The 20,356-nt window shown below is 66.9% G+C and carries 20 protein-coding genes; 6 read left to right on the top strand and 14 right to left on the bottom strand.

All coding sequences use genetic code 11. From position 1 onward, the window contains the following. Positions 1-6: 6 nt before the first annotated feature. On the bottom strand, positions 7-1,257 hold the full coding sequence (locus AC2IR1_RS00315) for a sarcosine oxidase subunit beta family protein (RefSeq protein WP_486474292.1): 1,251 nt from the start codon (positions 1,255-1,257) through the stop codon (positions 7-9). A 91-nt stretch (positions 1,258-1,348) separates the two neighbouring features. Between AC2IR1_RS00315 and AC2IR1_RS00310 the strand changes: the two genes are divergently transcribed. Continuing rightward, positions 1,349-2,281 carry a GlxA family transcriptional regulator gene (locus AC2IR1_RS00310; protein WP_486474291.1) on the top strand — a complete coding sequence of 311 codons (933 nt, stop codon included), beginning with the start codon at positions 1,349-1,351 and terminating at the stop codon, positions 2,279-2,281. Here the strand turns inward: AC2IR1_RS00310 and AC2IR1_RS00305 are convergent. Beyond that, on the bottom strand, positions 2,278-3,165 hold the full coding sequence (locus AC2IR1_RS00305) for a LysR family transcriptional regulator (protein ID WP_486474290.1): 888 nt from the start codon (positions 3,163-3,165) through the stop codon (positions 2,278-2,280). The genes AC2IR1_RS00310 and AC2IR1_RS00305 overlap by 4 nt on opposite strands. Positions 3,166-3,465: 300 nt before the next feature. Between AC2IR1_RS00305 and AC2IR1_RS00300 the strand changes: the two genes are divergently transcribed. Both AC2IR1_RS00300 and AC2IR1_RS00295 read left to right on the top strand, forming a co-directional pair. Continuing rightward, positions 3,466-3,924 carry a DoxX family protein gene (locus tag AC2IR1_RS00300; protein WP_486474289.1) on the top strand — a complete coding sequence of 153 codons (459 nt, stop codon included), beginning with the start codon at positions 3,466-3,468 and terminating at the stop codon, positions 3,922-3,924. A gap of 20 nt (positions 3,925-3,944) precedes the next feature. Beyond that, positions 3,945-4,199, top strand: coding sequence for a hypothetical protein (locus tag AC2IR1_RS00295; RefSeq protein ID WP_486474288.1), 255 nt, complete (start codon positions 3,945-3,947; stop codon positions 4,197-4,199). 145 nt (positions 4,200-4,344) lie between these two features. Here the strand turns inward: AC2IR1_RS00295 and pyrE are convergent, their stop codons facing one another. The 11 genes from pyrE to AC2IR1_RS00240 all read right to left on the bottom strand — a co-directional run bounded on the left by pyrE (position 4,345) and on the right by AC2IR1_RS00240 (position 15,758). Next, on the bottom strand, positions 4,345-4,869 hold the full coding sequence (gene pyrE / locus AC2IR1_RS00290; protein WP_486474287.1) for an orotate phosphoribosyltransferase: 525 nt from the start codon (positions 4,867-4,869) through the stop codon (positions 4,345-4,347). Positions 4,870-4,996: 127 nt separating this feature from the next. Then, positions 4,997-5,338: a cupin domain-containing protein gene (locus AC2IR1_RS00285; protein ID WP_486474286.1), complete on the bottom strand. Its 342-nt coding sequence runs from the start codon at positions 5,336-5,338 to the stop codon at positions 4,997-4,999. A 119-nt stretch (positions 5,339-5,457) separates the two neighbouring features. Further along, on the bottom strand, positions 5,458-6,774 hold the full coding sequence (gene glnT, locus AC2IR1_RS00280; RefSeq protein WP_486474285.1) for a type III glutamate--ammonia ligase: 1,317 nt from the start codon (positions 6,772-6,774) through the stop codon (positions 5,458-5,460). A gap of 246 nt (positions 6,775-7,020) precedes the next feature. Continuing rightward, positions 7,021-8,346 carry an FMN-binding glutamate synthase family protein gene (locus tag AC2IR1_RS00275; protein ID WP_486474284.1) on the bottom strand — a complete coding sequence of 442 codons (1,326 nt, stop codon included), beginning with the start codon at positions 8,344-8,346 and terminating at the stop codon, positions 7,021-7,023. A 10-nt stretch (positions 8,347-8,356) separates the two neighbouring features. After that, on the bottom strand, positions 8,357-9,040 hold the full coding sequence (locus tag AC2IR1_RS00270) for a GltB/FmdC/FwdC-like GXGXG domain-containing protein (protein WP_486474283.1): 684 nt from the start codon (positions 9,038-9,040) through the stop codon (positions 8,357-8,359). Between the two features lie 3 nt (positions 9,041-9,043). Further along, entirely contained in the window at positions 9,044-9,928 is an 885-nt protein-coding gene (locus AC2IR1_RS00265) for a class II glutamine amidotransferase (protein ID WP_486474282.1), read from the bottom strand. Between the two features lie 255 nt (positions 9,929-10,183). Then, a complete protein-coding gene (locus AC2IR1_RS00260) occupies positions 10,184-10,834 on the bottom strand; it encodes a helix-turn-helix domain-containing protein (RefSeq protein ID WP_486474281.1) in 651 nt (216 codons plus the stop codon). A 258-nt stretch (positions 10,835-11,092) separates the two neighbouring features. After that, positions 11,093-11,698 carry a tetratricopeptide repeat protein gene (locus AC2IR1_RS00255; RefSeq protein WP_486474280.1) on the bottom strand — a complete coding sequence of 202 codons (606 nt, stop codon included), beginning with the start codon at positions 11,696-11,698 and terminating at the stop codon, positions 11,093-11,095. A gap of 586 nt (positions 11,699-12,284) precedes the next feature. After that, on the bottom strand, positions 12,285-13,169 hold the full coding sequence (purU, locus tag AC2IR1_RS00250; protein WP_486474279.1) for a formyltetrahydrofolate deformylase: 885 nt from the start codon (positions 13,167-13,169) through the stop codon (positions 12,285-12,287). 63 nt (positions 13,170-13,232) lie between these two features. After that, positions 13,233-14,147, bottom strand: coding sequence for a bifunctional methylenetetrahydrofolate dehydrogenase/methenyltetrahydrofolate cyclohydrolase FolD (folD, locus tag AC2IR1_RS00245; RefSeq protein WP_486474278.1), 915 nt, complete (start codon positions 14,145-14,147; stop codon positions 13,233-13,235). Between the two features lie 435 nt (positions 14,148-14,582). Beyond that, positions 14,583-15,758: a CaiB/BaiF CoA transferase family protein gene (locus AC2IR1_RS00240; RefSeq protein ID WP_486474277.1), complete on the bottom strand. Its 1,176-nt coding sequence runs from the start codon at positions 15,756-15,758 to the stop codon at positions 14,583-14,585. A gap of 180 nt (positions 15,759-15,938) precedes the next feature. On the opposite strand from AC2IR1_RS00240, the gene lhgO reads away from it, so the two are divergent. The 3 genes from lhgO (at position 15,939) to AC2IR1_RS00225 (ending at position 19,588) form a co-directional block, all read left to right on the top strand. Then, positions 15,939-17,132 carry an L-2-hydroxyglutarate oxidase gene (lhgO, locus tag AC2IR1_RS00235; RefSeq protein WP_486474276.1) on the top strand — a complete coding sequence of 398 codons (1,194 nt, stop codon included), beginning with the start codon at positions 15,939-15,941 and terminating at the stop codon, positions 17,130-17,132. Continuing rightward, a complete protein-coding gene (locus AC2IR1_RS00230) occupies positions 17,129-18,364 on the top strand; it encodes an MFS transporter (RefSeq protein ID WP_486474275.1) in 1,236 nt (411 codons plus the stop codon). Before lhgO ends, AC2IR1_RS00230 begins: the two co-directional genes overlap by 4 nt. A 222-nt stretch (positions 18,365-18,586) precedes the next feature. Next, positions 18,587-19,588, top strand: a complete 1,002-nt coding sequence (locus AC2IR1_RS00225; protein ID WP_486474274.1) for an Ldh family oxidoreductase — start codon at positions 18,587-18,589, stop codon at positions 19,586-19,588. Here the strand turns inward: AC2IR1_RS00225 and AC2IR1_RS00220 are convergent. Beyond that, entirely contained in the window at positions 19,585-20,346 is a 762-nt protein-coding gene (locus AC2IR1_RS00220; RefSeq protein WP_486474273.1) for a sulfite exporter TauE/SafE family protein, read from the bottom strand. The two genes, AC2IR1_RS00225 and AC2IR1_RS00220, sit on opposite strands and share 4 nt — an antisense overlap. Between the last annotated feature and the right edge of the window lie 10 nt (positions 20,347-20,356).

The raw sequence follows: 20,356 nt of genomic DNA, 5'->3' as shown, positions 1-20,356 counted from the left end.
TCGCCCTCAGTGCAGGTTGGGTTGCGCGCCGGCGCCGCGCTCGTCGAGCAGCGCGCCACGGGTGAAGCGGTCCAGCCGCATGGCGGCGGCGACCTCGTGGCTGCGGCCCGTGGCCAGCAGATGCGCGAAGCAGAAGCCGGAGGCAGGCGTCGCCTTGAAGCCGCCATAGCACCAGCCACCGTTGAAATAGAGGCCATCGACCCCCGTCTGGTCGATGATCGGCGATCCGTCCATGGACATGTCCATGACCCCGCCCCACATGCGCAGCAGCCGCGCCCGGCCGATCATCGGCATCAGGGCCATGCCGCCCTCGGCCACGTCCTCGACCACCGGCAGGTTGCCGCGCTGCGCGTAGCTGTTGTAGCCGTCGATGTCGCCGCCGAAGACCAGCCCGCCCTTGTCCGACTGGCTGATGTAGAAATGCCCCGCGCCAAAGGTGATGACCCCGGGGATCACCGGTTTCAGACCCTCGCTCACGAAGGCCTGCAGCACGTGGCTCTCGATCGGCAGGCGCATGCCTGCCATGGCCATGACCCGGCCCGACGATCCGGCAACGGCCACGCCCACCTTTTTGGCGCCGATGTAGCCGCGGTTCGTCTCCACGCCCTTCACCGCGCCGTTCTCGATACGGAACCCGGTGACCTCGCAGTTCTGGATGATGTCCACGCCGCGCATGTCCGCGCCCCGGGCATAACCCCAGGCGACGCCGTCATGCCGGGCGGTGCCCGCGCGTTCCTGCATCAGCCCGCCCTTGATGGGGAATCGCGGGTTGTCGTAGTTCAGGAAGGGCACCATCTCCCGCAGCTCGTCGCGCGACAGAAGCTTGGCGCCCGCACCCGACAGCATCATCGAATTGCCCCGGCGACGGTAGCTGTCGCGCTGGCCGTCGGTGTGGATCAGGTTGATGATCCCGCGCTGGCTGACCATGGAGTTCAGGTTCACTTCCTGCTCCAGCTCTTCCCACAGCTTCATCGACAGCTCGTAGAAGGGCTGGTTGCCCGGCAGCAGGTAGTTCGACCGGATGATCGTGGTGTTCCGCCCGATGTTGCCGGACCCGAGCCAGCCCTTTTCCAGCACGGCGATCCGCGCCTGCCCGAACTTGGCGGCCAGGTGATAGGCGGTGGACAACCCGTGACCGCCGCCCCCGACGATGACGATGTCGTACTCCGGCTGCGGCTCCGGATCGCGCCACAGGGGTTTCCATCCCTTGTGACCCGTCAGGGCTTCCTTCACCACTTTGAACCCGGAAAAGCGCATGGGTGCTCCTTTGGTCTGTTGCCCTTGAGATAGCGGGGCACCCCGACTATTTCTTTCGTGAAAAGGTCATGATGCATCGCGAAAGGGACACATGCGGCGGCTCGGCTTTCTGCTCCTTGACGGTTACGCGCTGATGTCCACCGCGGCGGCGCTGGAACCCTTCCGCGCGGCCAATCTCTTTGCGCCGCAGCCGGTCTACGACCTGCACCCGCTGCGGCGGCCGGGCGAAAGCGCGCGCTCCTCCGTGGGGGCCAGCTTTCCCTCGGTGGCCTACCGCATGGCGCCTGCGGGGCTCGACATGCTCTTCGTCGTGGCGGGGGGCGATCCCTCGACCCTGCAGGATCCGGCGCTCTTTGCCTGGCTCAGGGCGCAGGCGCGGGCGGGGGTGGCGCTTGGCGGCATCTCCGGGGGTGCGGTGGTGCTGGCGCTGGCGGGGCTGCTGGACGGCTACCGCTTCACCGTGCACTGGCACCACGAAGACGACCTGCGCCGCCTGCGCCCCGACCTCTTGATGGAACGCCGCCTCTTCGTCATCGACCGCGACCGCTACACCTGCGCCGGCGGCACCGCGCCGCTCGACATGATGCACGCCATCATCGCCCGCGACCACGGCGTGCCCTTCGCGCAGAAGATCTCCGACTGGTTCATCCAGACAGAGGTCCGCCCCGCCGAAGCCCCGCAGCAGGCCTCGATCGCCGCCCGTTACGGCGCGCTCCCGGCAGCGGCCGAAGCGGCCATCGCGCTGATGGAAAGCCACCTCGCCGATCCGCTCGACCTTGGCCAGCTGGCCCAGCTCACGGGCCTGTCGCCGCGCCAGCTGCAACGCCAGGTGCAGGCGGCGACGGGGCTTTCGGTCATGGCGCTCTACCGCCGCATACGCCTGTCGACGGCCCGCGAACTGCTGCGCCACCCCGGCCTGTCGGTGGGCGAGGTCGCCCAGATGACCGGCTTCGCCAGCCAGGCGCATTTCGCCGATCTCTACCGCCGCGAATACGGCCATCCGCCGGGCAGCGGGCGCGGCTAGACCTCCGCCCGCAGCGCCTCCGCCAGGAAGTCGAGCAGGGCTTCGACCCGTCGCGGCAAATGCGCGCCCGCCGCATGGACGGCATAGAGGTTCACTTCCGCTGGCATGAACCCTTCCAGCACCGGCTCCAGCCGCCCGGCTGCGACATCCCCGGCCACGTCGTGATCGCTCTTCAGCACCACGCCCCGCCCGGCCACCGCCCATTGCCGCAACAGCCCGGCGTCATTGCTGGTCAGGTTGCCCTTCACCGCCACCAGCAGCGGCTTGCCCGCCGCCCGGAATTCCCAGCGGGAGGCCCGGTGCCGCTGCGACAGGTGCAGGCAGTTGTGCCCGCCCAGCTCTGCTGGATGGGCGGGGCGGCCGTGCCTGTCCCAATAGGCCGGCGCGGCCAGCACCATGCGCCGGCTGCGCCGCAGCAGCCGCGCCACCAGCCGCGAGTCGCTCAGCGGCCCGGTGCGCAGCGCCAGGTCGAACCCGCCGCCGATCAGCTCCGCCATCTGGTCTTCCAGTTGCAGGTCCACCTGCACCCCGGGGTGGCGCGCCACGAACTCTTCCAGCAGCGGGGCCAGCCGCGACCGGCCGAAATCCATGATCGAGGTGATGCGGATCATCCCCCGCAACGGCCCGTCCGCCGCTAGCTGATCCACCGCGCCTTCCACCCGCTGCAGGATCTCCCGGCAATCCGCCAGGAAGCGCTGCCCCTCGGGCGTCAGTTTCAGCTGCCGGGTGGATCGCAGCACCAGCTGGGCATCCACGTGATCCTCCAGCCGCTTCAGGCTGGCCGTCACGGCCGAGGGCGCGATGCCCTGCACCCGCGCCGCCCCCGCCAGGCTGCCCTGCTCCGCGATGGCGGCAAAGATGCGCATATGTGCCAGAAGGTCCATTCTTCACCTGTAGTGAATTAATACTTCTTCATTCAACACATTCCAAAAGGGATTTTTAGGATTTATCAAACGCTTCACATGCGACAGCTTGTCGCGACGGAGCCGGATGGCCAGGGACCTGGGGGCAGGTCCCCTCAGACGATACGGGGCGCACGCATTGGCCAGCGCCCCGGTGGTCCGTTGTCCGCTTCATGAACTGACACCGCAAGCCGTCCCGCCACCGGCGCCTTCACTCGGGCGCCGGGCGCAAGACGACGGCCCGCGCGCCGGCCACCGGCGCGCCCGTAACGGAGAAGACACATGTACAACGAAAAGGCAGCCGCAACTGTCTCGCTGATGCTGCGGATCATCCTGGCGGCGTTCTTCGCCTACCACTTCTACTGGAAGATCTCGCAACCCCTCAGCTACACCACCCAGTCCTTTGTCGAGCGTGGCTTCCCGCTCGCCGGGCTCTTCACCTACCTCGACATCTGCTCCGAGGTCTTCGTGATCCCCTTCCTCGTGCTGGGCATCTATTCCCGCTTCTGCATGATCGCCATGACCCCGCTGATGATCGGCGTGATCGGCGTCGTGTTCTTCCGCGGCCCGGTCTACGCCGTGGGCGGCTATGAATTCCCGCTGATGTGGCTGCTGATGATGTGGGTGCTGGTCGTGGCAGGCGATGGTCGTTTCGCCGTCAAGGTGCCGCACCTGGCCTTCGATGGCCGCCACCCGGCGACCTGGCTGAAACTGGGCAACCGCTCTGCGGTCACCGCCTGAGCGAAGGAAGGAGTACCGAGATGACCAATATCCTCACCCGCTTCACCCCGAAGGCCCTCACCGCGAAAGTGCTCGCCCTTCTGGCCCTCGCCGGCCCGGCTGCGGCGCAGGACGCCCCCGTGGGCTCCGTGATGCAAACCCTTGAAGTCGCGTCGGATCACCAACCGATGTACCCGATCTTCTACGCGCTGATCTACATCGGCGTCGTTCTGGCCGCGGCCTTCCTGATCTACGCCCTGGTCAAGAGCTTCAAGGAAAAGACCTGGGCCCAGTAATGCCCGGCAGCAAGGTCCCGCAGCGAGGCCTGTCTGCAAGGAAAGCAGGGCGCGGAAGGCCCGGTCGCAGCTAACGTCCCCCAAGGGCGCCGGGCTCTCCCCGGTCCTGCCCCCCCGCCGGCAACGGCGGGGGGTTTTGCCTGTCTCAGCACTCCAGGTCGGCGCGGGTGAAGGCCGGGCGCACCTCCAGCCCGGGCAGGCCCCGGATGGCGGGCGCGCCCTCACCCCGCCAGATGGCGCAGACGACGGCCAGCACCTCCGCGCCCTCGGCCCGCGACAGCGCATGGGCATCGGCCACGGCGCCGCCGGTGGTGATGACATCCTCGATGAAGGTCACCTTGCGGCCCGTCACGTCCTGCCCCTCGATGGCGCGGCAGGTGCCGTAGGTCTTGGCCTCCTTCCGCACGAAGGCAGCCGGAAGCCCGGTTTCCAGCGCGATCGCCGTGACCAGGGGCACCCCGCCCAGTTCCAGCCCGGCGATGATCTCCGTCTCCGGTGGCAGCAGCTCCGCCATGGTCTGCGCCAGCGGCTTCAGCAGCGCCGGATTGCCCTCGAACCGGTACTTGTCGAAATAGGTCCGCGACACCTGGCCGGAGCGCAGCAGGAATTCTCCTTCCAGCGTCGCCACCCCCGCCATCCGCCGTGCGAGTTCACTCCGTGAAACGGTCATCCGTGCCTCCGATTTTATGCAAACGGCCCGGACCTAGACCAAAGCGCGCCGCCTGTCAGCCCATGCCGTCATCTGTAGCCGTCATCCCGTGCGTCATTCCCGGTTAATTCCGCACTGGCCGGATGGATCAGACCGCCTCGCGGTCACCCCGCGTCGTCGGGGCAGAAATCACAAGGAACCGCACATCGACCAAGCCTTCGTTGCGCGCCTGGTGCGCCCGCCCGGGCGGCACGTTCAGCGCATCTGCCACCGACAGCCGGTGCACCTTTGCATCCATCTCAATGGTCAGGACACCGTCCAGCACGTAGAATAGCTGGTTCGCCGCGCCGTGCCGGTGGCGGGTCTCTGCACTGCCCGGCGGCATGCGCTCCTCGATCACGCTCAGGTCGTCACCCTCCAGCAGGCGCCAGCCGTCGCAGACCTGTGCCCAGGTGTAATGGGGGGCGGTGGATCGGTTGGTGATGCTCATGGGGCAGTGTCCCCCTCCGCCTTGGCCCGGGCAAGCGCAATGTCCGGTGCCACCCACAAAAAAGGCCCGGCAAAAGCCGGGCCCAGGTCAGGCGGCCCAAAGGCCGCTCGGGGTAAACCTCAGATATCCAGGGTGTTGTCCTTCTCCCACTTGGAGAAATGCGACACGAAGGAATTCCATTCCTGGTGCTTCATCTTCGCGTAGGAGGTGGAGAAACCTTCGCCCAGCATCGCCTGCAGCTCGGTATCCGCTTCGAAGTTGCGGATGGCGTCCAGCAGGTTCAGCGGCAGCTTGGGCGCATCGGTGATCTTGTGGCCCTCGGCGTACATGTCGATGTCGTGGCGCTGGCCCGGATCGGCCTTGGAGCGGATGCCCGACAGGCCAGCCGCGATGATCACCGACTGCAGCAGGTAGGGGTTGGCCGCGCCGTCCGGCAGGCGCAGTTCGAACCGGCCCGGGCCCGGGACGCGGACCATGTGGGTGCGGTTGTTGCCGGTCCAGGTCACCGTGTTCGGGGCCCAGGTGGCGCCCGACATGGTGCGCGGCGCGTTGATGCGCTTGTAGCTGTTGACGGTGGGGTTGGTCAGCGCGGCCAGCGCCTCGGCGTGCTTCATGATGCCGCCCAGGAAGTAGCCGCCGCGTTCCGAAAGGCCCACTTCGCCGATCTGGCCGCCCGCGTCACCGGCAAAGGCGTTGGTCTTGCCGTCCAGGTCCCAGACCGAGATATGCGCGTGGCAGCCGTTGCCCGTCAGCCCCTCGATGGGCTTGGGCATGAAGGTCGCGCGGAAGCCGTGCTTCTCGGCCACGGACTTGACCATGAACTTGAAGAAGCTGTGGCGATCGGCGGTGACCAGGGCGTCGTCGAATTCCCAGTTCATCTCGAACTGGCCATTGGCGTCCTCGTGGTCGTTCTGGTAGGGGCCCCAGCCCAGATCCAGCATGTAGTCGCAGATCTCGGAGATCACGTCGTAGCGGCGCATCACGGCCTGCTGGTCGTAGCAGGGCTTCTCGGCGGTATCGAAGGGGTCGCTGATCACGTCGCCTTCGGGGGTCAGCAGGAAGAATTCCGCCTCGATCCCGGTCTTGACGCGCAGGCCTTCCTTGGCGGCCTCGGCCACCAGCTTGCGCAGCACGTTGCGCGGGGCCTGGTCAACTTCCTGGCCTTCCATGACGCAGTTGGCGGCGACCCAGGCGACCTCGGGCTTCCAGGGCAGCTGGATCACCGTGGTGGGGTCCGGCACCGCCAGCATGTCGGGGTGGGCGGGGGTCATGTCCAGCCAGGTCGCGAAACCCGCGAAACCGGCACCGTCCTCCACCATGTCCGCGATGGCGGCGGCCGGCACCAGCTTGGCCCGCTGCCCGCCGAAGAGGTCGGTGTAGGAGATCATGAAGTACTTGACGCCCTTTTCCTTCGCGAAGGCGGTAAGGTCGGTCATCGGCTTGTCCTTTCCCTGTCGTGTCGCGGGGGTGTGCCCCGGTCTCGTTCGTTCGTCGTCGTCGCCGTGGCGATCGGTGGATTGGCATCCACCCTACGGGCCGATCCGGCCCATGTCGCGCCTGCCCCGTAGGGTGGATGAAATCCACCGTTCCAGAGCGGTCCGGTCCCGCGCGGCGGGATCAACGCCACCCCGCGGGCACCAAAAATGCGTAGGGCGGGGTTCACCCCGCCGCTACCTGTCTTCTCAGAACCCCGGCTTGCCCGGCCACCAGTTTGTACCGGCCAGCGGCACCTGCGCCATGGCTGCGGCCTCCATGGTCAGCGCGCAAAGGTCTTCCGGCTCAAGATTGTGCACATGGCTCTTGCCGCAGGCCCGGGCCAGGGTCTGGCATTCCAGCGTCATGACGTTCAGGTAGTTCCGCAGGCGACGCCCCGCCGCCTCCGGATCCAGCCGCGCCATCAGCTCGGGATCCTGGGTGGTGATACCCGCCGGGTCACGCCCCTCGTGCCAATCGTCATAGGCCCCCGCGGTCGACCCCAGCTTGTTGTACTCGGCCTCCCACTTCGGATCGTTGTCGCCAAGCGCGATCAGCGCGGCGGTGCCGATGGACACCGCGTCGGCGCCAAGCGCCAGCGCCTTGGCCACATCCGCGCCGTTGCGGATCCCGCCCGACACCACCAGCTGCACTTCCCGGTGCAGGCCCAGGTCCTGCAGCGCCTGAACGGCGGGCCGGATGCAGGCCAGCGTCGGCTGGCCGACATGCTCGATGAAGACGTCCTGCGTCGCGGCGGTGCCGCCCTGCATGCCGTCCAGCACGATCACATCCGCACCGGCCTTGGCGGCCAGGGCCGTGTCGTAATAGGGGCGCGCGCCGCCGACCTTGATGTAGATCGGCTTTTCCCAGTTGGTGATCTCGCGCAGCTCCAGGATCTTGATCTCCAGGTCGTCCGGCCCGGTCCAGTCGGGGTGACGGCAGGCCGACCGCTGGTCGATGCCCACGGGCAGATCGCGCATCCCGGCGACCCGCTCGGTGATCTTCTGACCCAGCAGCATGCCGCCGCCGCCGGGCTTGGCGCCCTGGCCCACCACGACCTCGATCGCATCCGCACGGCGCAGGTCGTCGGGGTTCATCCCGTAGCGGGACGGCAGGTACTGGTAGACCAGCTTCTCGCTGTGGCCGCGCTCTTCCTCGGTCATGCCGCCGTCGCCGGTGGTGGTGGAGGTGCCCGCCATGGTCGCCCCGCGGCCAAGCGCTTCCTTCGCATTGGCCGACAGCGAGCCAAAGGACATCCCCGCGATGGTGATCGGGATCTTCAGCTCGATCGGCTTCTTGGCAAACCGCGTGCCCAGGGTGACGGCGGTCTCGCACTTCTCCCGGTAGCCCTCCAGCGGGTAGCGCGAAATCGAGGCGCCAAGGAACAGCAGGTCATCGAAATGCGGCACGCGGCGCTTCGCGCCACCGCCCCGGATGTCGTAGATGCCGGTCGCCGCCGCCCGGCGGATTTCCGAGTTCACTTCCTTCGAAAACGTCCAGGACTGGCGCGGTTCGGTGTGCGGGGTCTTTTCCATGTCGCGCTCCTCAGTACTCGTCGGCGTGGTCGATGTTGAAATTGTAGAGCTTCCGGGCAGAGCCGTAGCGCTTGAACTCTTCCGGCTTGGCATCCGCACCGGCCTTTTCCAGCAGGTCCTTCAGGGTCGCCAGATGCTCCGGCCGCATCTCCTTCTCGATGCAGTCGGCGCCCAGCGATTTGACCGAACCGCGCACGAAGAGGCTGGCCTCGTACAGGCTGTCGCCAAGCGCATCGCCCGCGTCGCCCAGCACCACCAGGTTGCCCTTCTGCGCCATGAAGGCGGACATGTGCCCGATGGAGCCATGCACCACGATGTCGATCCCCTTCATGGAAATCCCGCAGCGCGAGGAGGCATTGCCCTTGATCACCAGCAGGCCGCCATGGCCCGTGGCCCCGGCATACTGGCTGGCGTCACCGTCGATGATGACGGTGCCGGACATCATGTTTTCCGCCACGCCGGGCCCGGCAGAGCCTTCGACATGCACGGTGGCGTCCTTGTTCATCCCGGCGCAGTAGTAGCCGGTGGATCCCTTCACGGTCACGCTGACCGGGCCGTCCAGGCCCACGGCCATGGCATGCGACCCGCGCGGGTTGACGATCTCGAAGGGTTCGTTGGCACCGGCCTTGGCCGCCGCCTGAAGTGTCGAATTGACCTCGCGCAGCGGGGTCTGGGACAGGTCGAGGGTGGTCATGGATCAGCGCTCCCAGAAATAGACGGTGGCGGGTTCCGGTTCCCAGACGCGGGCGGCGTCGATGCCCGGCAGGTCGGCAAAGGCGCGGTATTCGCTGGCGAAGGCGACGTAGTCGTCGGTCTCGGCCATGACGGCGGGCTTGCAGGCGATCGGGTCACGCACCACGCCGAAACCGTTCTTGGTGCCGGTCACGAAGGTAAAGAACCCGTCCAGGTCCTTCAGCGTCCCTTCCAGCGCCTCGCCCAGGCTCGCGCCCTCGGCAATGCGGGAACTGATGTAGGCCGCGCCCACCTCGGTGTCGTTCTCGGTCTTGGTGAAGACGCCCTTCTTGGCCAGCTTGCGGCGCATGTCATTGTGGTTCGACAGGGAGCCGTTGTGGACAAGGCACTGGTCCTCGGCGGTCGAGAACGGGTGCGCGCCCAGGGTCGTCACGGCCGACTCGGTGGCCATGCGGGTGTGGCCGATGCCGTGGCTGCCGCCCATCTCGCGCAGGCCGAAGCGTGCGGCGACGTCCTTGGGCAGGCCGACTTCCTTGAAGATCTCCATCGCCTCGCCGATGCCCATGATCCGCAGGCCGCGGGCCTCGATCACCTCGATGGCCAGGGCCTCTTTCTCGGCCGGGATCAGCAGGACGGCGTGGGTGTCCTTCACCGTCATCTTCACGGTCACGCCAAGCGCGTCGTCCAGTGCCCCGTCGAGGCCGGCAAAGGCTGCCGGATCGTCCGACTGCACGGTGAATTTCAGGCCGTCTTCCGCGTCACCATAGATCGCGATCCCGGCACTGTCGGGGCCGCGGTCGGTCATGGTGATCAGCATATCGGTCAGCATATTGCCCAGCTGGGGGCGCAGCTCGTCCTTTTTCAGGAACAGGCCAACGATGCCACACATATTGTCACTCCATCAGCAAAGGGGACTCAGGGCCCCGTTGCCATGGTGATAGCGCGCGCCTCAGTTTCCTTTCAAGAAATAAATTCGCCCCTCTGGAAATAATGCGGCTGCGGTCGGCCGCATCAGGCCCAAGTGCCGCCCAGGCGCAACCATGGCCCCGCCGGGTGCCGAAAAACCGTGCAGATCCGGCCCGGGTGCGGGGCCGAAGGGGGCGGGGGCGAAGGGAGCCGTGCGGCGCCCGATGGGTGCCCCGGCTCACTTCTGCTGCGGATAGGTGATGATCGACAGGTAGCGGATGGGGAATTCCTGCAGGCCCTCGGGCCCGTGGGGCGCATCGGAATCGAACAGCAGCGTATCGCCGGGTTCCAACCGATAGAGCTGATCGCCATGGCGGTAATCCAGCAGGCCCTCCAGCATGTAGAGCATTTCCATCCCCTCATGCTGGAACACGGGGAAGCGGTCGCTCTCGTTGCTCAGGGTGATCAGGTAGGGTTCGACCACGACGCCCGAGTTGTTGGACCCGATATGCCCCAGCAGGTTGTACTGATGCCCCGCGCGGGTGCCTTCGCGGTCGACCTCGGCGCCTTCGCCGGCCTTGGTGTGGACGCAGCCACGCGCTTCCTCGTAGCCGGTGAACAGCTGGACCAGCGGCACGCGCAGGGCATGGGCCAGCACCTGGATCGTCGACAGCGAGGGGGAGATCACTCCGTTCTCGATCTTCGACAGCATCCCCACCGACAGCCCCGCCGCCTGCGCCAGGTCGCTTCCGGTCATGCGCTGCCGCTTGCGCAGCTCCCGCACCTGCCGGCCGATGGCGACCTCCAGGTTCTTCTCGCGGCTTTCGCGCAGCGCATGCGGGTTCTGCCGCAGCTTCGCCGGTTCATCTGTCTCGGGTTGGTCGGTCAATGGGTGCTCTCCGTGGGTGGGGGACAACAGATCACGAAGCGCGGGCGGTGAAAAGGCGGGGTGGGGATGGTGGATTGGCATCCACCCTACGCGGCACGCCGCCTGCGGACGCCCTCCGCTCGTAGGGTGGATGCAATCCACCATCCAATTCGCCGGGCGGCAGGCTCACCGCCGCCTCGGTCCTTCGCTCGCGCAACTGCCAGGGCCGCCGGGTATGCGGCCTTCTTGGTGCCGCTCAGGGGGGCGATGATTGATCTTCTACCGGTCGATTTGATCCAGCCGTGCCAGGCCGTTGCACCCGGAACGGGCCCCCAGTTCACATGACTTTCGATAAAGGGACCGGGCCGTTTCAGTGTTCTGCGGCACGCCAGACCCGGCGTGATAGAGGGCTGCCAAATTGCTGCACCCAATACCGTATCCGCCCTCGCACGCGAGATTGTAAAATTCAGAAGCTTGCAATGGATCCGGTGGTCCATATGAGTTCGGGGTGAGGGGAAATCCGCGTTCGTGCGCGGTTCCGAGAGTATTGCAGCTGTAGAAATGCCCATTGTCGCAGGCAAGACCAATGAGCCGCCAGGCCTCGTCGAAGCTTTGCGTAACGCCGCGTCCATCTGCATATAGCCGGGATAGGCGGCTGCAGGACTTTCCATGCCCACCCGTGCAACCTATGCCGTAGAATTCAGCGGCCCTGACATTGTCCGCCGCGATTTCGGTTCCGCTTTCATATGAAAATCCTGCGCTTTCACAGGCTGTCAGGTCTCCCTGAAGGCAAAGCTTTTGAAGTTCCTCAACTATCTCGGCTTGCAATGCGCTGCCGAAGATCGAGGCTGCAATCACGGATAAGGAGAGTATGAAACTTCTCATGGATGTCCTCGGGGTGTCGCGCTGCGCATTGGAAAATTCGACGCAGAAATTCAAGCTTATCCAGGCAAAAACCTTGCACGGCAAATGTATCAAGTCAATTTGGGTAGCGGAGGGATTTGTATTTCTTATTGACCCTCGGTCCCTTGCTTGGGGCAATTTCGGGGGGGGGGCTTGTTTCGCCCGCAAGGGGAGGTGACGTGCCAAGGGTCTATGGTGGCATTGCCTGACGTCAATTTGCCTGACGTCAATTTCGGAAGGTTTCGACTTTGGTGAAAGGGGGGTATTCGGCGCCAGATCCGCAAGTTCTGCATGGCGGAAGATCAGCTGCCAAAAGAAAAAGGGCCCGCAAGCGCAGGCCCTGTCCATCACTCCTCGAAGCCCCGGGGCTCCGCCCGTAATCACTCCAAACGGTCCGGGTGCGCGACAGGCTCGCGCCTGCCGCGTTCGGTCCTTGAAACGCTCCCCCGGAGCGTTTCATCTGCTCACTCTGCGAGCGAGCAGATCGGAACTCAGCCCCTGGGCTCCGCCCGTGAATTGACCGAAACGTCCCCCGGACGTTTCGCCTCGTGAAGCGAGGTTCGTCAATTCACCCCATACGCTCAGACGCATAGCTGCCCGGGGACGCCGGGAAGACCACCGTCTTGTTGCCGTTCAGGAAGACCCGGTGGTGGATATGCGCGTGGATCGCACGGGCGAGAACCTGGCTCTCCACGTCGCGGCCAAGGGACACGTAATCCGACGGGGATTGCGCATGGGTCACCCGCACGGTGTCCTGCTCGATGATCGGGCCCTCGTCCAGATCCGCCGTCACGTAGTGCGAGGTCGCCCCGATCAGCTTCACCCCACGTTCATAGGCCTGCTTGTAGGGGTTGGCCCCCTTGAAGGACGGCAGGAACGAATGGTGGATGTTGATGATCTTGCCCGACATCTTCTGGCACATCTCGTCCGAAAGGATCTGCATGTAGCGCGCCAGCACGATCAGCTCGGCGCCGGTGTCGCGCACCACGTCCATGATCGCGCTCTCGGCCTGGGGCTTGTTCTCCTTCGTCACCTTGATGCAGTGGAAGGGGATGTCGTGGTTCACCACGACCTTCTGGTAATCCATGTGGTTGGAGATCACGGCCACCACGTCGATCGGCAGCGCACCGATGCGCGCCCGGTACAGCAGGTCGTTCAGGCAGTGCCCGAAGCGGCTGACCATGATGATCACCTTCATCCGCTCGTCCGGGTCGTGGAACTGGAACTGCATGTCGAAGTCACCGGCGATCTCGGCAAAGCCCTCGGTCAGCGCCGCCGCATCCTTGCCTTCCTGGCTGACGAAGCTCACGCGGCAGAAGAACCGCTCGGTGATCACGTCGTCGTACTGGTTCAGGTCGGTGATGTTGCAACCCGCATCGGCCAGGTAGCCGGAGATCTTGGCAACGATCCCGCGCCGGGTGGCGCAGGTCACGGTCAGGGTGAATTCGCTCATTGTCAGGTCCTTGTTGGGAAGGGGCCCCGTTTGGCCGGGGCCCTTGTCGGTGGGGTGCCGCGCTCAGGCGGTCAGGCCCTCGGGTTCGGGAAGCCCGGCTGCGCGGCAGCAGGCGGTCAGGGTATTTGCCAGCAGGCAGGCGATGGTCATCGGGCCGACGCCGCCGGGCACGGGGGTGATCGCACCGGCGACCTTCACGGCGCTGGCGAAGTCGACGTCGCCCACCAGGCGCGTCTTGCCTTCGCCCTTTTCCGGGGCGGGGATGCGGTTGATGCCCACGTCGATCACCGTGGCGCCGGGCTTGACCCAGTCACCGGGGATCATCTGCGGGCGGCCCACGGCGGCCACCAGGATATCGGCGCCACGGCAGACCTCGGCCAGGTCCTTGGTGCGGCTATGGGCAATGGTCACGGTGCAGCTGTCGCGCAGCAGCAGCTGGGCCATCGGCTTGCCCACGATGTTGGACCGGCCCACGACCACGGCGTTCAGGCCCGAAAGCGACCCGTGCTGTTCGCGCAGCATCATCAGGCAGCCCAGCGGCGTGCAGGGCACCAGCGCCTTCTGCCCGGTGGCCAGCAGGCCCACGTTGGAGATGTGGAATCCGTCCACGTCCTTCGCCGGGTCGATGGCGGCCAGCACCTTGGCCTCGTCGATATGGTCGGGCAGGGGCAGCTGCACCAGGATGCCATGTACCGACGGGTCCACGTTCAGGCTGGCCACCAAGGTCAGCAGCGCCTCTTCCGGCGTGTCGGCATCCAGCTTGTGTTCATAGCTGTTCATCCCGACCTCGATGGTCTGCTTGCCCTTGTTGCGGACATAGACCTGGCTGGCGGGATCCTCGCCCACCAGCACCACGGCCAGGCCGGGGGTGATGTCGTGTTCAGCTTTCAGCGCCGCGACGTTCTGGGCGACGCGGGCACGGACGTCCGCGGCGAAGGCCTTGCCATCAATGATTTGCGCGGTCTCTTGTTCGGGCATGCGTTCGGGCTCCTGTGTCTCCGCGCGCGGAGGGCGGGCGGTTCGGGTCGGTGCTTCGCTACCGGAACTTCTGGCGGGAAAACAGGCCCGCGCAGCGCCGGGCGCGACACTTCCGCGCGAAAAGGCGGCGAAATGCACCCCGCTGTTTCCTTTCGGAGGCACGGGGTTCCGATCGGGCGCCTTTCGCGGCCCAGGCCCCCGCGCGGGGCGGAACGGTCCTGTCTCTGCTGCATGCTGCCTCCCCGGATGCCATGGGCACCCGCTCACTCCTCCATCGTGATGTATACATGGGAGCCGGTGCGCAGGCTATGCCTTTTTCCCAGCAGGTGGCGTTACAAGGCGATATTTGGGCGAAAAATGGTGGATCATATCCACCCTGCACCCGTAGGGTGGATGCAATCCACCTTTCCTACGCCGCCGCAATGTATGCATGCCTCACTCCGAGGTGAACCGCCACGCCCCGTCCCCAAGCGCCGGCGCGGCCTTCTCCGCCACCAGCCCGGAACGCGAAAACTGCATCGGACTGCGCAGCCCGGCGATTCCCTCCGGCGCGATCTGCATGCCCCGCGCGGCGATCTGGGGATCGGCCAGGGCCTCCGCCACGGTGTTGATCGGCCCGCCGGGCACGCCGCCGGCCTCCATCGCCGCGATCAGCTCCGCCTTGGGGCGCGCGCCGGTCTTCTCGGTCATCAGCGCCGCCAGCCGGTCCCGGTTGGCGACCCGCGCGGCATTGGTGGCGAAATCCGGATCATCGGCCAGGTCCAGCCCCAGGATCGTGCAAAGCGCGCGGAACTGCCGGTCATTGCCGCAGGCGACGATGAAATGGCCGTCGCTGGCCGGGAAGACCTGGTAGGGCACGATCGACGGATGGGCATTGCCCAGCCGGTGCGGCACCTGCCCGCCCAGAAGGTAGTTCATCGCCTGGTTGGCCAGGACGCCGACACCCGATTCCAGCAGGCTCAGGTCCACATGCTGCCCCAGGCCGGACCGTTCGCGCTCGGCCAGGGCGGCCTGCACGCCGATCACGCCGTAAAGCCCGGTGAAGATGTCGATCCAGGCCACGCCGATCTTCTGCGGCTCGCCCGCCGGATCGCCGGTCAGGTCCATGATGCCGCACATCCCCTGGATCAGGAAATCATAGCCCGGCTGCTTCGCCCGCGGCCCGTCCTGGCCGAACCCGGTCACGCTGGCATAGACCAGCCGCGGGTTCACCGCTCGCAGGCTCTCGTAATCCAGCCCGAACTTCGCCAGCCCGCCGACCTTGAAATTCTCCAGCACCACATCCGCCTCCGCGATCAGCGCCTTCAGCTGCGCCAGCTGCGCCGCATCGCCGAAATCGCAGGTGATGGAGGTCTTGCCCCGGTTCGCCGCGTGGAAATAGGCGGCCACCGTCTCCTCTCCGCCGTGGCCGTCGGGCCGGGTGATGAACGGAGGGCCCCAGCGGCGGGTGTCGTCGCCCTCCGGCGCCTCCACCTTGATCACCTCGGCGCCGAGGTCCGCCAGGGTCTGCCCGATCCAGGGCCCCGCCAGGATCCGCGCCAGCTCCACCACCTTCAGACCCTTCAGCGGCGCCTCACCCGTTCCCGATGCCATGTCATTCCCTCTCGTCATGCCTTTTCCCTACCTACCGCCCGAAGCGCCCGACATGAAACGAGTTCCTCTCATGGCTTCATGCGTCAGCCGCATAATCCCGATACCCACCTCCGGCTCTGGCACTTTCGCCCCAAGGCTGCCATCATCCCCGGGACCGAGGGCACCCCCGGTCCCCGCGACTCAATCCGGACCGGATCCATGATCTACGACTATTGCGTCATCGGTGGCGGCATCGTCGGCCTCGCCACCGCGCGCGCGCTTCTCTCCCGCACCCCCGGCGCCTCCCTCCTGCTGCTGGAAAAGGAAGCCGACCTCGGCCGCCACCAGACCGGGCGCAATTCCGGCGTGATCCACTCCGGCATCTACTACGCACCCGGCTCCTTCAAGGCGAAGCTCTGCCGCGAAGGCTCGGCCCGCACCAAGGAGCTCTGCCAGCAGCACGGCATTCCTTTCGAGGATCGCGGCAAGCTCATCGTCGCCACGAGGCCCGATGAAATCCCCCGCCTCGACGCGCTCTTCGAACGGGCGGGCCAGAACGGCATCACCGCCGAACTGGTCAGCGCAGAGGGCATCCGCGAACGCGAACCCAATGTCACCGGGCTGAAGGCGATCTGGGTGCCCGAAGCGGCCATCGTCAGCTACACCGCCGTCATGCGCACCATCCTGGCGGAGATCACGGACCAGGGCGCGCAGATCCGCTTCTCCACCGCGCCCGAAGCCATCCGGGAGGAGGGCGACTGCGTTTCCATCGCCACCGCCTCCGAAAGCTTCACCGCGCGCCGCCTCGTCGCCTGCGCCGGGCTGCAGTCGGACCGCGTGGCGCGCATGGCCGGGCTGGAACCGGGGCTGCAGATCGTGCCGTTCCGTGGCGAATACTACCGCCTCGCGCCGCGGCTGAACGACGTGGTCAACGCCATGATCTACCCGGTGCCGGAACCGGGCCTGCCCTTCCTCGGCACCCACCTGACGCCGATGATCGACGGCTATGTCACCGTGGGCCCCAATGCCATGCTGGGCCTGGCCCGCGAAGGCTATCCCAAGCTCTCGGTCAACGCCCGCGACATGGCGCAGATGTTCACCTTCCCCGGCTTCTGGAAATCCATCGCCCAGTACATCGGCCCCGGCCTGACCGAGATCGGCAATTCGCTGTTCAAGCGCCGCTACCTCGAAACCTGCCGCCGCTACTGCCCCGCGCTGGAGCTGGGCGACCTGACGCCGGAGCCCTGCGGCATCCGTGCCCAGGCGGTGATGAAGGACGGCACGATGCAACAGGATTTCGTCTTCCTCGACACGCCGCGCATGCTGCACGTGTGCAATGCCCCCTCCCCGGCGGCGACCTCTGCCCTGCCCATCGGGGACCTGATCGCGGACAAGCTGCTGGGCACGGCATGAGCGCCACGCCCGGGGCGCAGGGCAGGATCCTCGGTCTGCCCCCGGCCCGGTTGCGCATCCTCGCCGTGCTCGCCATCACCCAGACGCTGGGCTGGGGCGCGCTGCTCTTCCTGCCGGTGCTGGCGCCCGCCATCGCCGCCGACCTGCAGATGAGCTTGCCCCATGTCTACGCCGGCACCTCCCTGCTTTTTGCCACCATGGCCCTGGCCAGCCCGGCCGCCGGGCGGCTCTTCCTGCGGATCGGCACCCGGGCGGCGATGACCTGGGGCGGGGTGCTCTGCGGCCTGTCGCTGGCGGGCGTGGCAGCGGCGCCGGGGCCGGTGGTGCTGGATCTCGCCTGGGCGGTCTGCGGGCTGGGGGCGGCGGCCTTCCTGGCGACGGCGCCCCATGTCTACCTTGCCGATGTCGCAGGGCCGCGTGCCGCGCGCGGGCTGATCGGGGCGCTCATGCTGGTGACGGGGCTGGCCACCGGCATCATCTACCCGGTCACCCACTGGCTTCAGGGGGCCTTCGGCTGGCGCGGCGCGGTCGCCTGCCTGGCCCTGCTCTGCGCCCTGCCGCTGCCGCTGATGACCCGCGCCCTGCTGCCCGATGCGCGCCCGGCGCCCCCAACCCCGAAGCCCCCAATCCCGGAGGCTGACCCGGCGGCAGTTGCCCCGCCCCCGCCCAGCTTCTACCGCGCCCCGGTGTTCTGGCTGCTGCTGGCGGCGCTCTCTCTCAACTCCTTCGCCTCCTTCGGGATCGAGACGATGGGGCTGGAGCTTTTCCGCAGTCTCGGCGCCGCCCCCGACGTCGCGCTGGCGGCGGCCTCGGCCATGGCGCTCTTCAAGATCGGCGGCCGGGTGATCGACATCCTGGGCGGCGGCCGCTGGGACGGGCTGACCACCGGCCTCGTCTCCTCGGTCATGATGCCGGCGGGGCTCCTCGCCATCGGCCTGCTGGGGGCCTCGCTCTGGGGGATCGGCCTCTTCCTCCTGCTCTTCGCGGCGGGGGCGGGGGCCTTTGCGGTGTCGCGGGCCACCATGGCGTTGGTCTTCTACGAGGGTGCGGATTTCGCCCGCGCCTCGGCGGCGATCTCGCTGCCGCGCAACCTGTGCAACGCCCTTGCCCCGCCGCTGCTGGCGCTGGTGCTGACCGGGATCGGTCCCGCCGCGATGCTCTGGATCCTCGGGCTGATCAGTCTCGCGGCGCTTGCGCTGCTGCTGCGGCTGAACCGCCATCGCCCGATCTAGATCCGGCCCGGTCCTGATCTGGCCCGCCGCTTGGGCGCCGCGCGGATCGCACCTGCGTGATACCGCCGCGATACCGACGTAATACCGACGTTAAAAACAGCCCTTTTCAGACACTTCGCGATTCAATTGCGGGTACGTATCGGCGCGGTTTTTGACGCTGCGGAACTTGACCTTTGCGGGGCTCTCTGGCCCATTGGCGGCAGATTACCGATCGGACATTCCATGCAGACCAGAACCCTCTCCGTCGCCGAGGCTCGCAGCCTCGTCATCGACACGCTCACCCGCTGCGGGACCGATCCCGCCAATGCCGCCCCGGTGGCAGAGGCCCTCGTCGGGGCGGAGCTCACGGGGCAATACGGCCACGGTCTGCGCCGCCTTCCGATCTACGGCAGCCACGTTCTTTCGGGCAAGGTGAAGGGCCGCGCGCAGCCCACCAGCCAGCGGGTTCGGCCCGGCGCGCTGCTGGTCGACGTGCATGACGGCTTTGCCTACCCGGCCATGGATCTGGCGCTGGAACAGCTGCCGCAGATGGCGCGCGAAAACGGTATCGCCTTGGCAGGGTTCCATAATTCCCATCACTGCGGCGTTGCAGGCCTGCCGGTGGAAGCGCTGGCGCGGCAGGGGTTGATCGCCATCTTCATGGCCAATGCCCCCGCCGCCATGGCGCCCTGGGGCGGGCGCAAGCCGCTCTTCGGCACCGATCCCATCGCCTTTGCCGCGCCCGTCGCCGGAGGGGACCCCGTGGTGGTCGACATCTCCCTGTCCAAGGTCGCCAAGGGCAAGATCATGGCCGCCACCCAGAAGGGAGAGGACATCCCCGAAGGCTGGGCGCTGGACGCCGAGGGCAAACCGACCACCGATGCCCATGCCGCGATGAAGGGCACGATGGTCCCCATGGGGGAGGCGAAGGGCACCGCTCTGGCGATCATGGTGGAAATGCTCTGCGCCGGCCTGACGGGTGCCGCCTACGGCTACGAGGCCGCCTCCTTCTTCGATCTCGACGGCCCCGCCATGAAGGTCGGCCAGACCATCCTGGTCATCGACGCCGGCGTCTTCGGCCCCCAGGCCACCGCCCGCTTCGCCGATTTGGCCAATGAAATCGAGGGGATGGAAGGTGCCCGCCTGCCGGGCCGCCGGCGTCAGCAGCTCCGGAAGGAGATCACGGAGAGCGGGATCACCGCCGATATCTCCCTGTTGGAGGAGATCGACGCCCTGGGCCGCTAGATCCCCAGAAGCGTGCTCCCACCCTGCCACAGCAGCCGCAGTGACAGCAGAAACAGCATGATATCCAGCGCCCGGCGGAACCCCCGGTCGCCCATCTTCATCAGCACCCGCTTGCCCAGCAGCGTGCCCAGGAACCCCATGGCGATCATCAGCGCGATGAACCCCGCCCAGGGGGCGAAGGCAAACCCCAGCACGGCGAAGGTCACGCTCTTCAGCAGGTGCTGGATCGTCATCAGGACAGCCTGGGTGGCGACATGGCCCTGCCGGGGAAGCTGCAGCGATTTCACGTAGTTGGCCACGAAAGGCCCGGTCGCGCCGAAGAACATCGTCAGGAAGGAGGAGATCAGCCCGGTCGGCCCCGCCGCCTTCGAAAGCCATTTCGGCGGCTTCATGAAGACGGACCACAGGACAAAGCCGCCGATGCCGATCTGCACCCAGGCAGGCTCCAGCTGCACTGCGAAAAGCCCGCCCAGGGCCACGCCCAGGACCGACCCGGCCAGGAAAGCCAGCGCCGGCCCGCGATGCGCATGCCCCAGCATCACCAGCGCCCGGAAGAAGTTCGACCCCAGCTGGATCACCCCATGCACCGGGATCAGCGCGAGCGGCGGAAACAGGCTCGCCATCACCGCCAGCAGCAGCACCCCGCCGCCGATCCCCATCGACGCGGTGATGAAGCTAGACGCGAGGCTCATACCCGCCATGAGCACGGCAGATTCGGGCGGCAAGCCATTGAAAAAAAGCTCTGCGAGGCGTTCCATGCGGGCCTGT

It is taken from the genome of Pseudooceanicola sp. NS-SX8 (genome assembly GCF_057380755.1).
Note: the sequence above shows the minus strand (reverse complement) of the source record. Positions and strands in the feature narration are given on the sequence as shown.

Coding starts and splice junctions, on each gene's coding strand:
- AC2IR1_RS00315 (WP_486474292.1), bottom strand. CDS start 1,257: ATGCGCTTTTCCGGGTTCAAAGTGGTGAAGGAAGCCCTGACGGGTCAC.
- AC2IR1_RS00310 (WP_486474291.1), top strand. CDS start 1,349: ATGCGGCGGCTCGGCTTTCTGCTCCTTGACGGTTACGCGCTGATGTCC.
- AC2IR1_RS00305 (WP_486474290.1), bottom strand. CDS start 3,165: ATGGACCTTCTGGCACATATGCGCATCTTTGCCGCCATCGCGGAGCAG.
- AC2IR1_RS00300 (WP_486474289.1), top strand. CDS start 3,466: ATGTACAACGAAAAGGCAGCCGCAACTGTCTCGCTGATGCTGCGGATC.
- AC2IR1_RS00295 (WP_486474288.1), top strand. CDS start 3,945: ATGACCAATATCCTCACCCGCTTCACCCCGAAGGCCCTCACCGCGAAA.
- pyrE (WP_486474287.1), bottom strand. CDS start 4,869: ATGACCGTTTCACGGAGTGAACTCGCACGGCGGATGGCGGGGGTGGCG.
- AC2IR1_RS00285 (WP_486474286.1), bottom strand. CDS start 5,338: ATGAGCATCACCAACCGATCCACCGCCCCCCATTACACCTGGGCACAG.
- glnT (WP_486474285.1), bottom strand. CDS start 6,774: ATGACCGACCTTACCGCCTTCGCGAAGGAAAAGGGCGTCAAGTACTTC.
- AC2IR1_RS00275 (WP_486474284.1), bottom strand. CDS start 8,346: ATGGAAAAGACCCCGCACACCGAACCGCGCCAGTCCTGGACGTTTTCG.
- AC2IR1_RS00270 (WP_486474283.1), bottom strand. CDS start 9,040: ATGACCACCCTCGACCTGTCCCAGACCCCGCTGCGCGAGGTCAATTCG.
- AC2IR1_RS00265 (WP_486474282.1), bottom strand. CDS start 9,928: ATGTGTGGCATCGTTGGCCTGTTCCTGAAAAAGGACGAGCTGCGCCCC.
- AC2IR1_RS00255 (WP_486474280.1), bottom strand. CDS start 11,698: ATGAGAAGTTTCATACTCTCCTTATCCGTGATTGCAGCCTCGATCTTC.
- purU (WP_486474279.1), bottom strand. CDS start 13,169: ATGAGCGAATTCACCCTGACCGTGACCTGCGCCACCCGGCGCGGGATC.
- folD (WP_486474278.1), bottom strand. CDS start 14,147: ATGCCCGAACAAGAGACCGCGCAAATCATTGATGGCAAGGCCTTCGCC.
- AC2IR1_RS00240 (WP_486474277.1), bottom strand. CDS start 15,758: ATGACGAGAGGGAATGACATGGCATCGGGAACGGGTGAGGCGCCGCTG.
- lhgO (WP_486474276.1), top strand. CDS start 15,939: ATGATCTACGACTATTGCGTCATCGGTGGCGGCATCGTCGGCCTCGCC.
- AC2IR1_RS00230 (WP_486474275.1), top strand. CDS start 17,129: ATGAGCGCCACGCCCGGGGCGCAGGGCAGGATCCTCGGTCTGCCCCCG.
- AC2IR1_RS00225 (WP_486474274.1), top strand. CDS start 18,587: ATGCAGACCAGAACCCTCTCCGTCGCCGAGGCTCGCAGCCTCGTCATC.
- AC2IR1_RS00220 (WP_486474273.1), bottom strand. CDS start 20,346: ATGGAACGCCTCGCAGAGCTTTTTTTCAATGGCTTGCCGCCCGAATCT.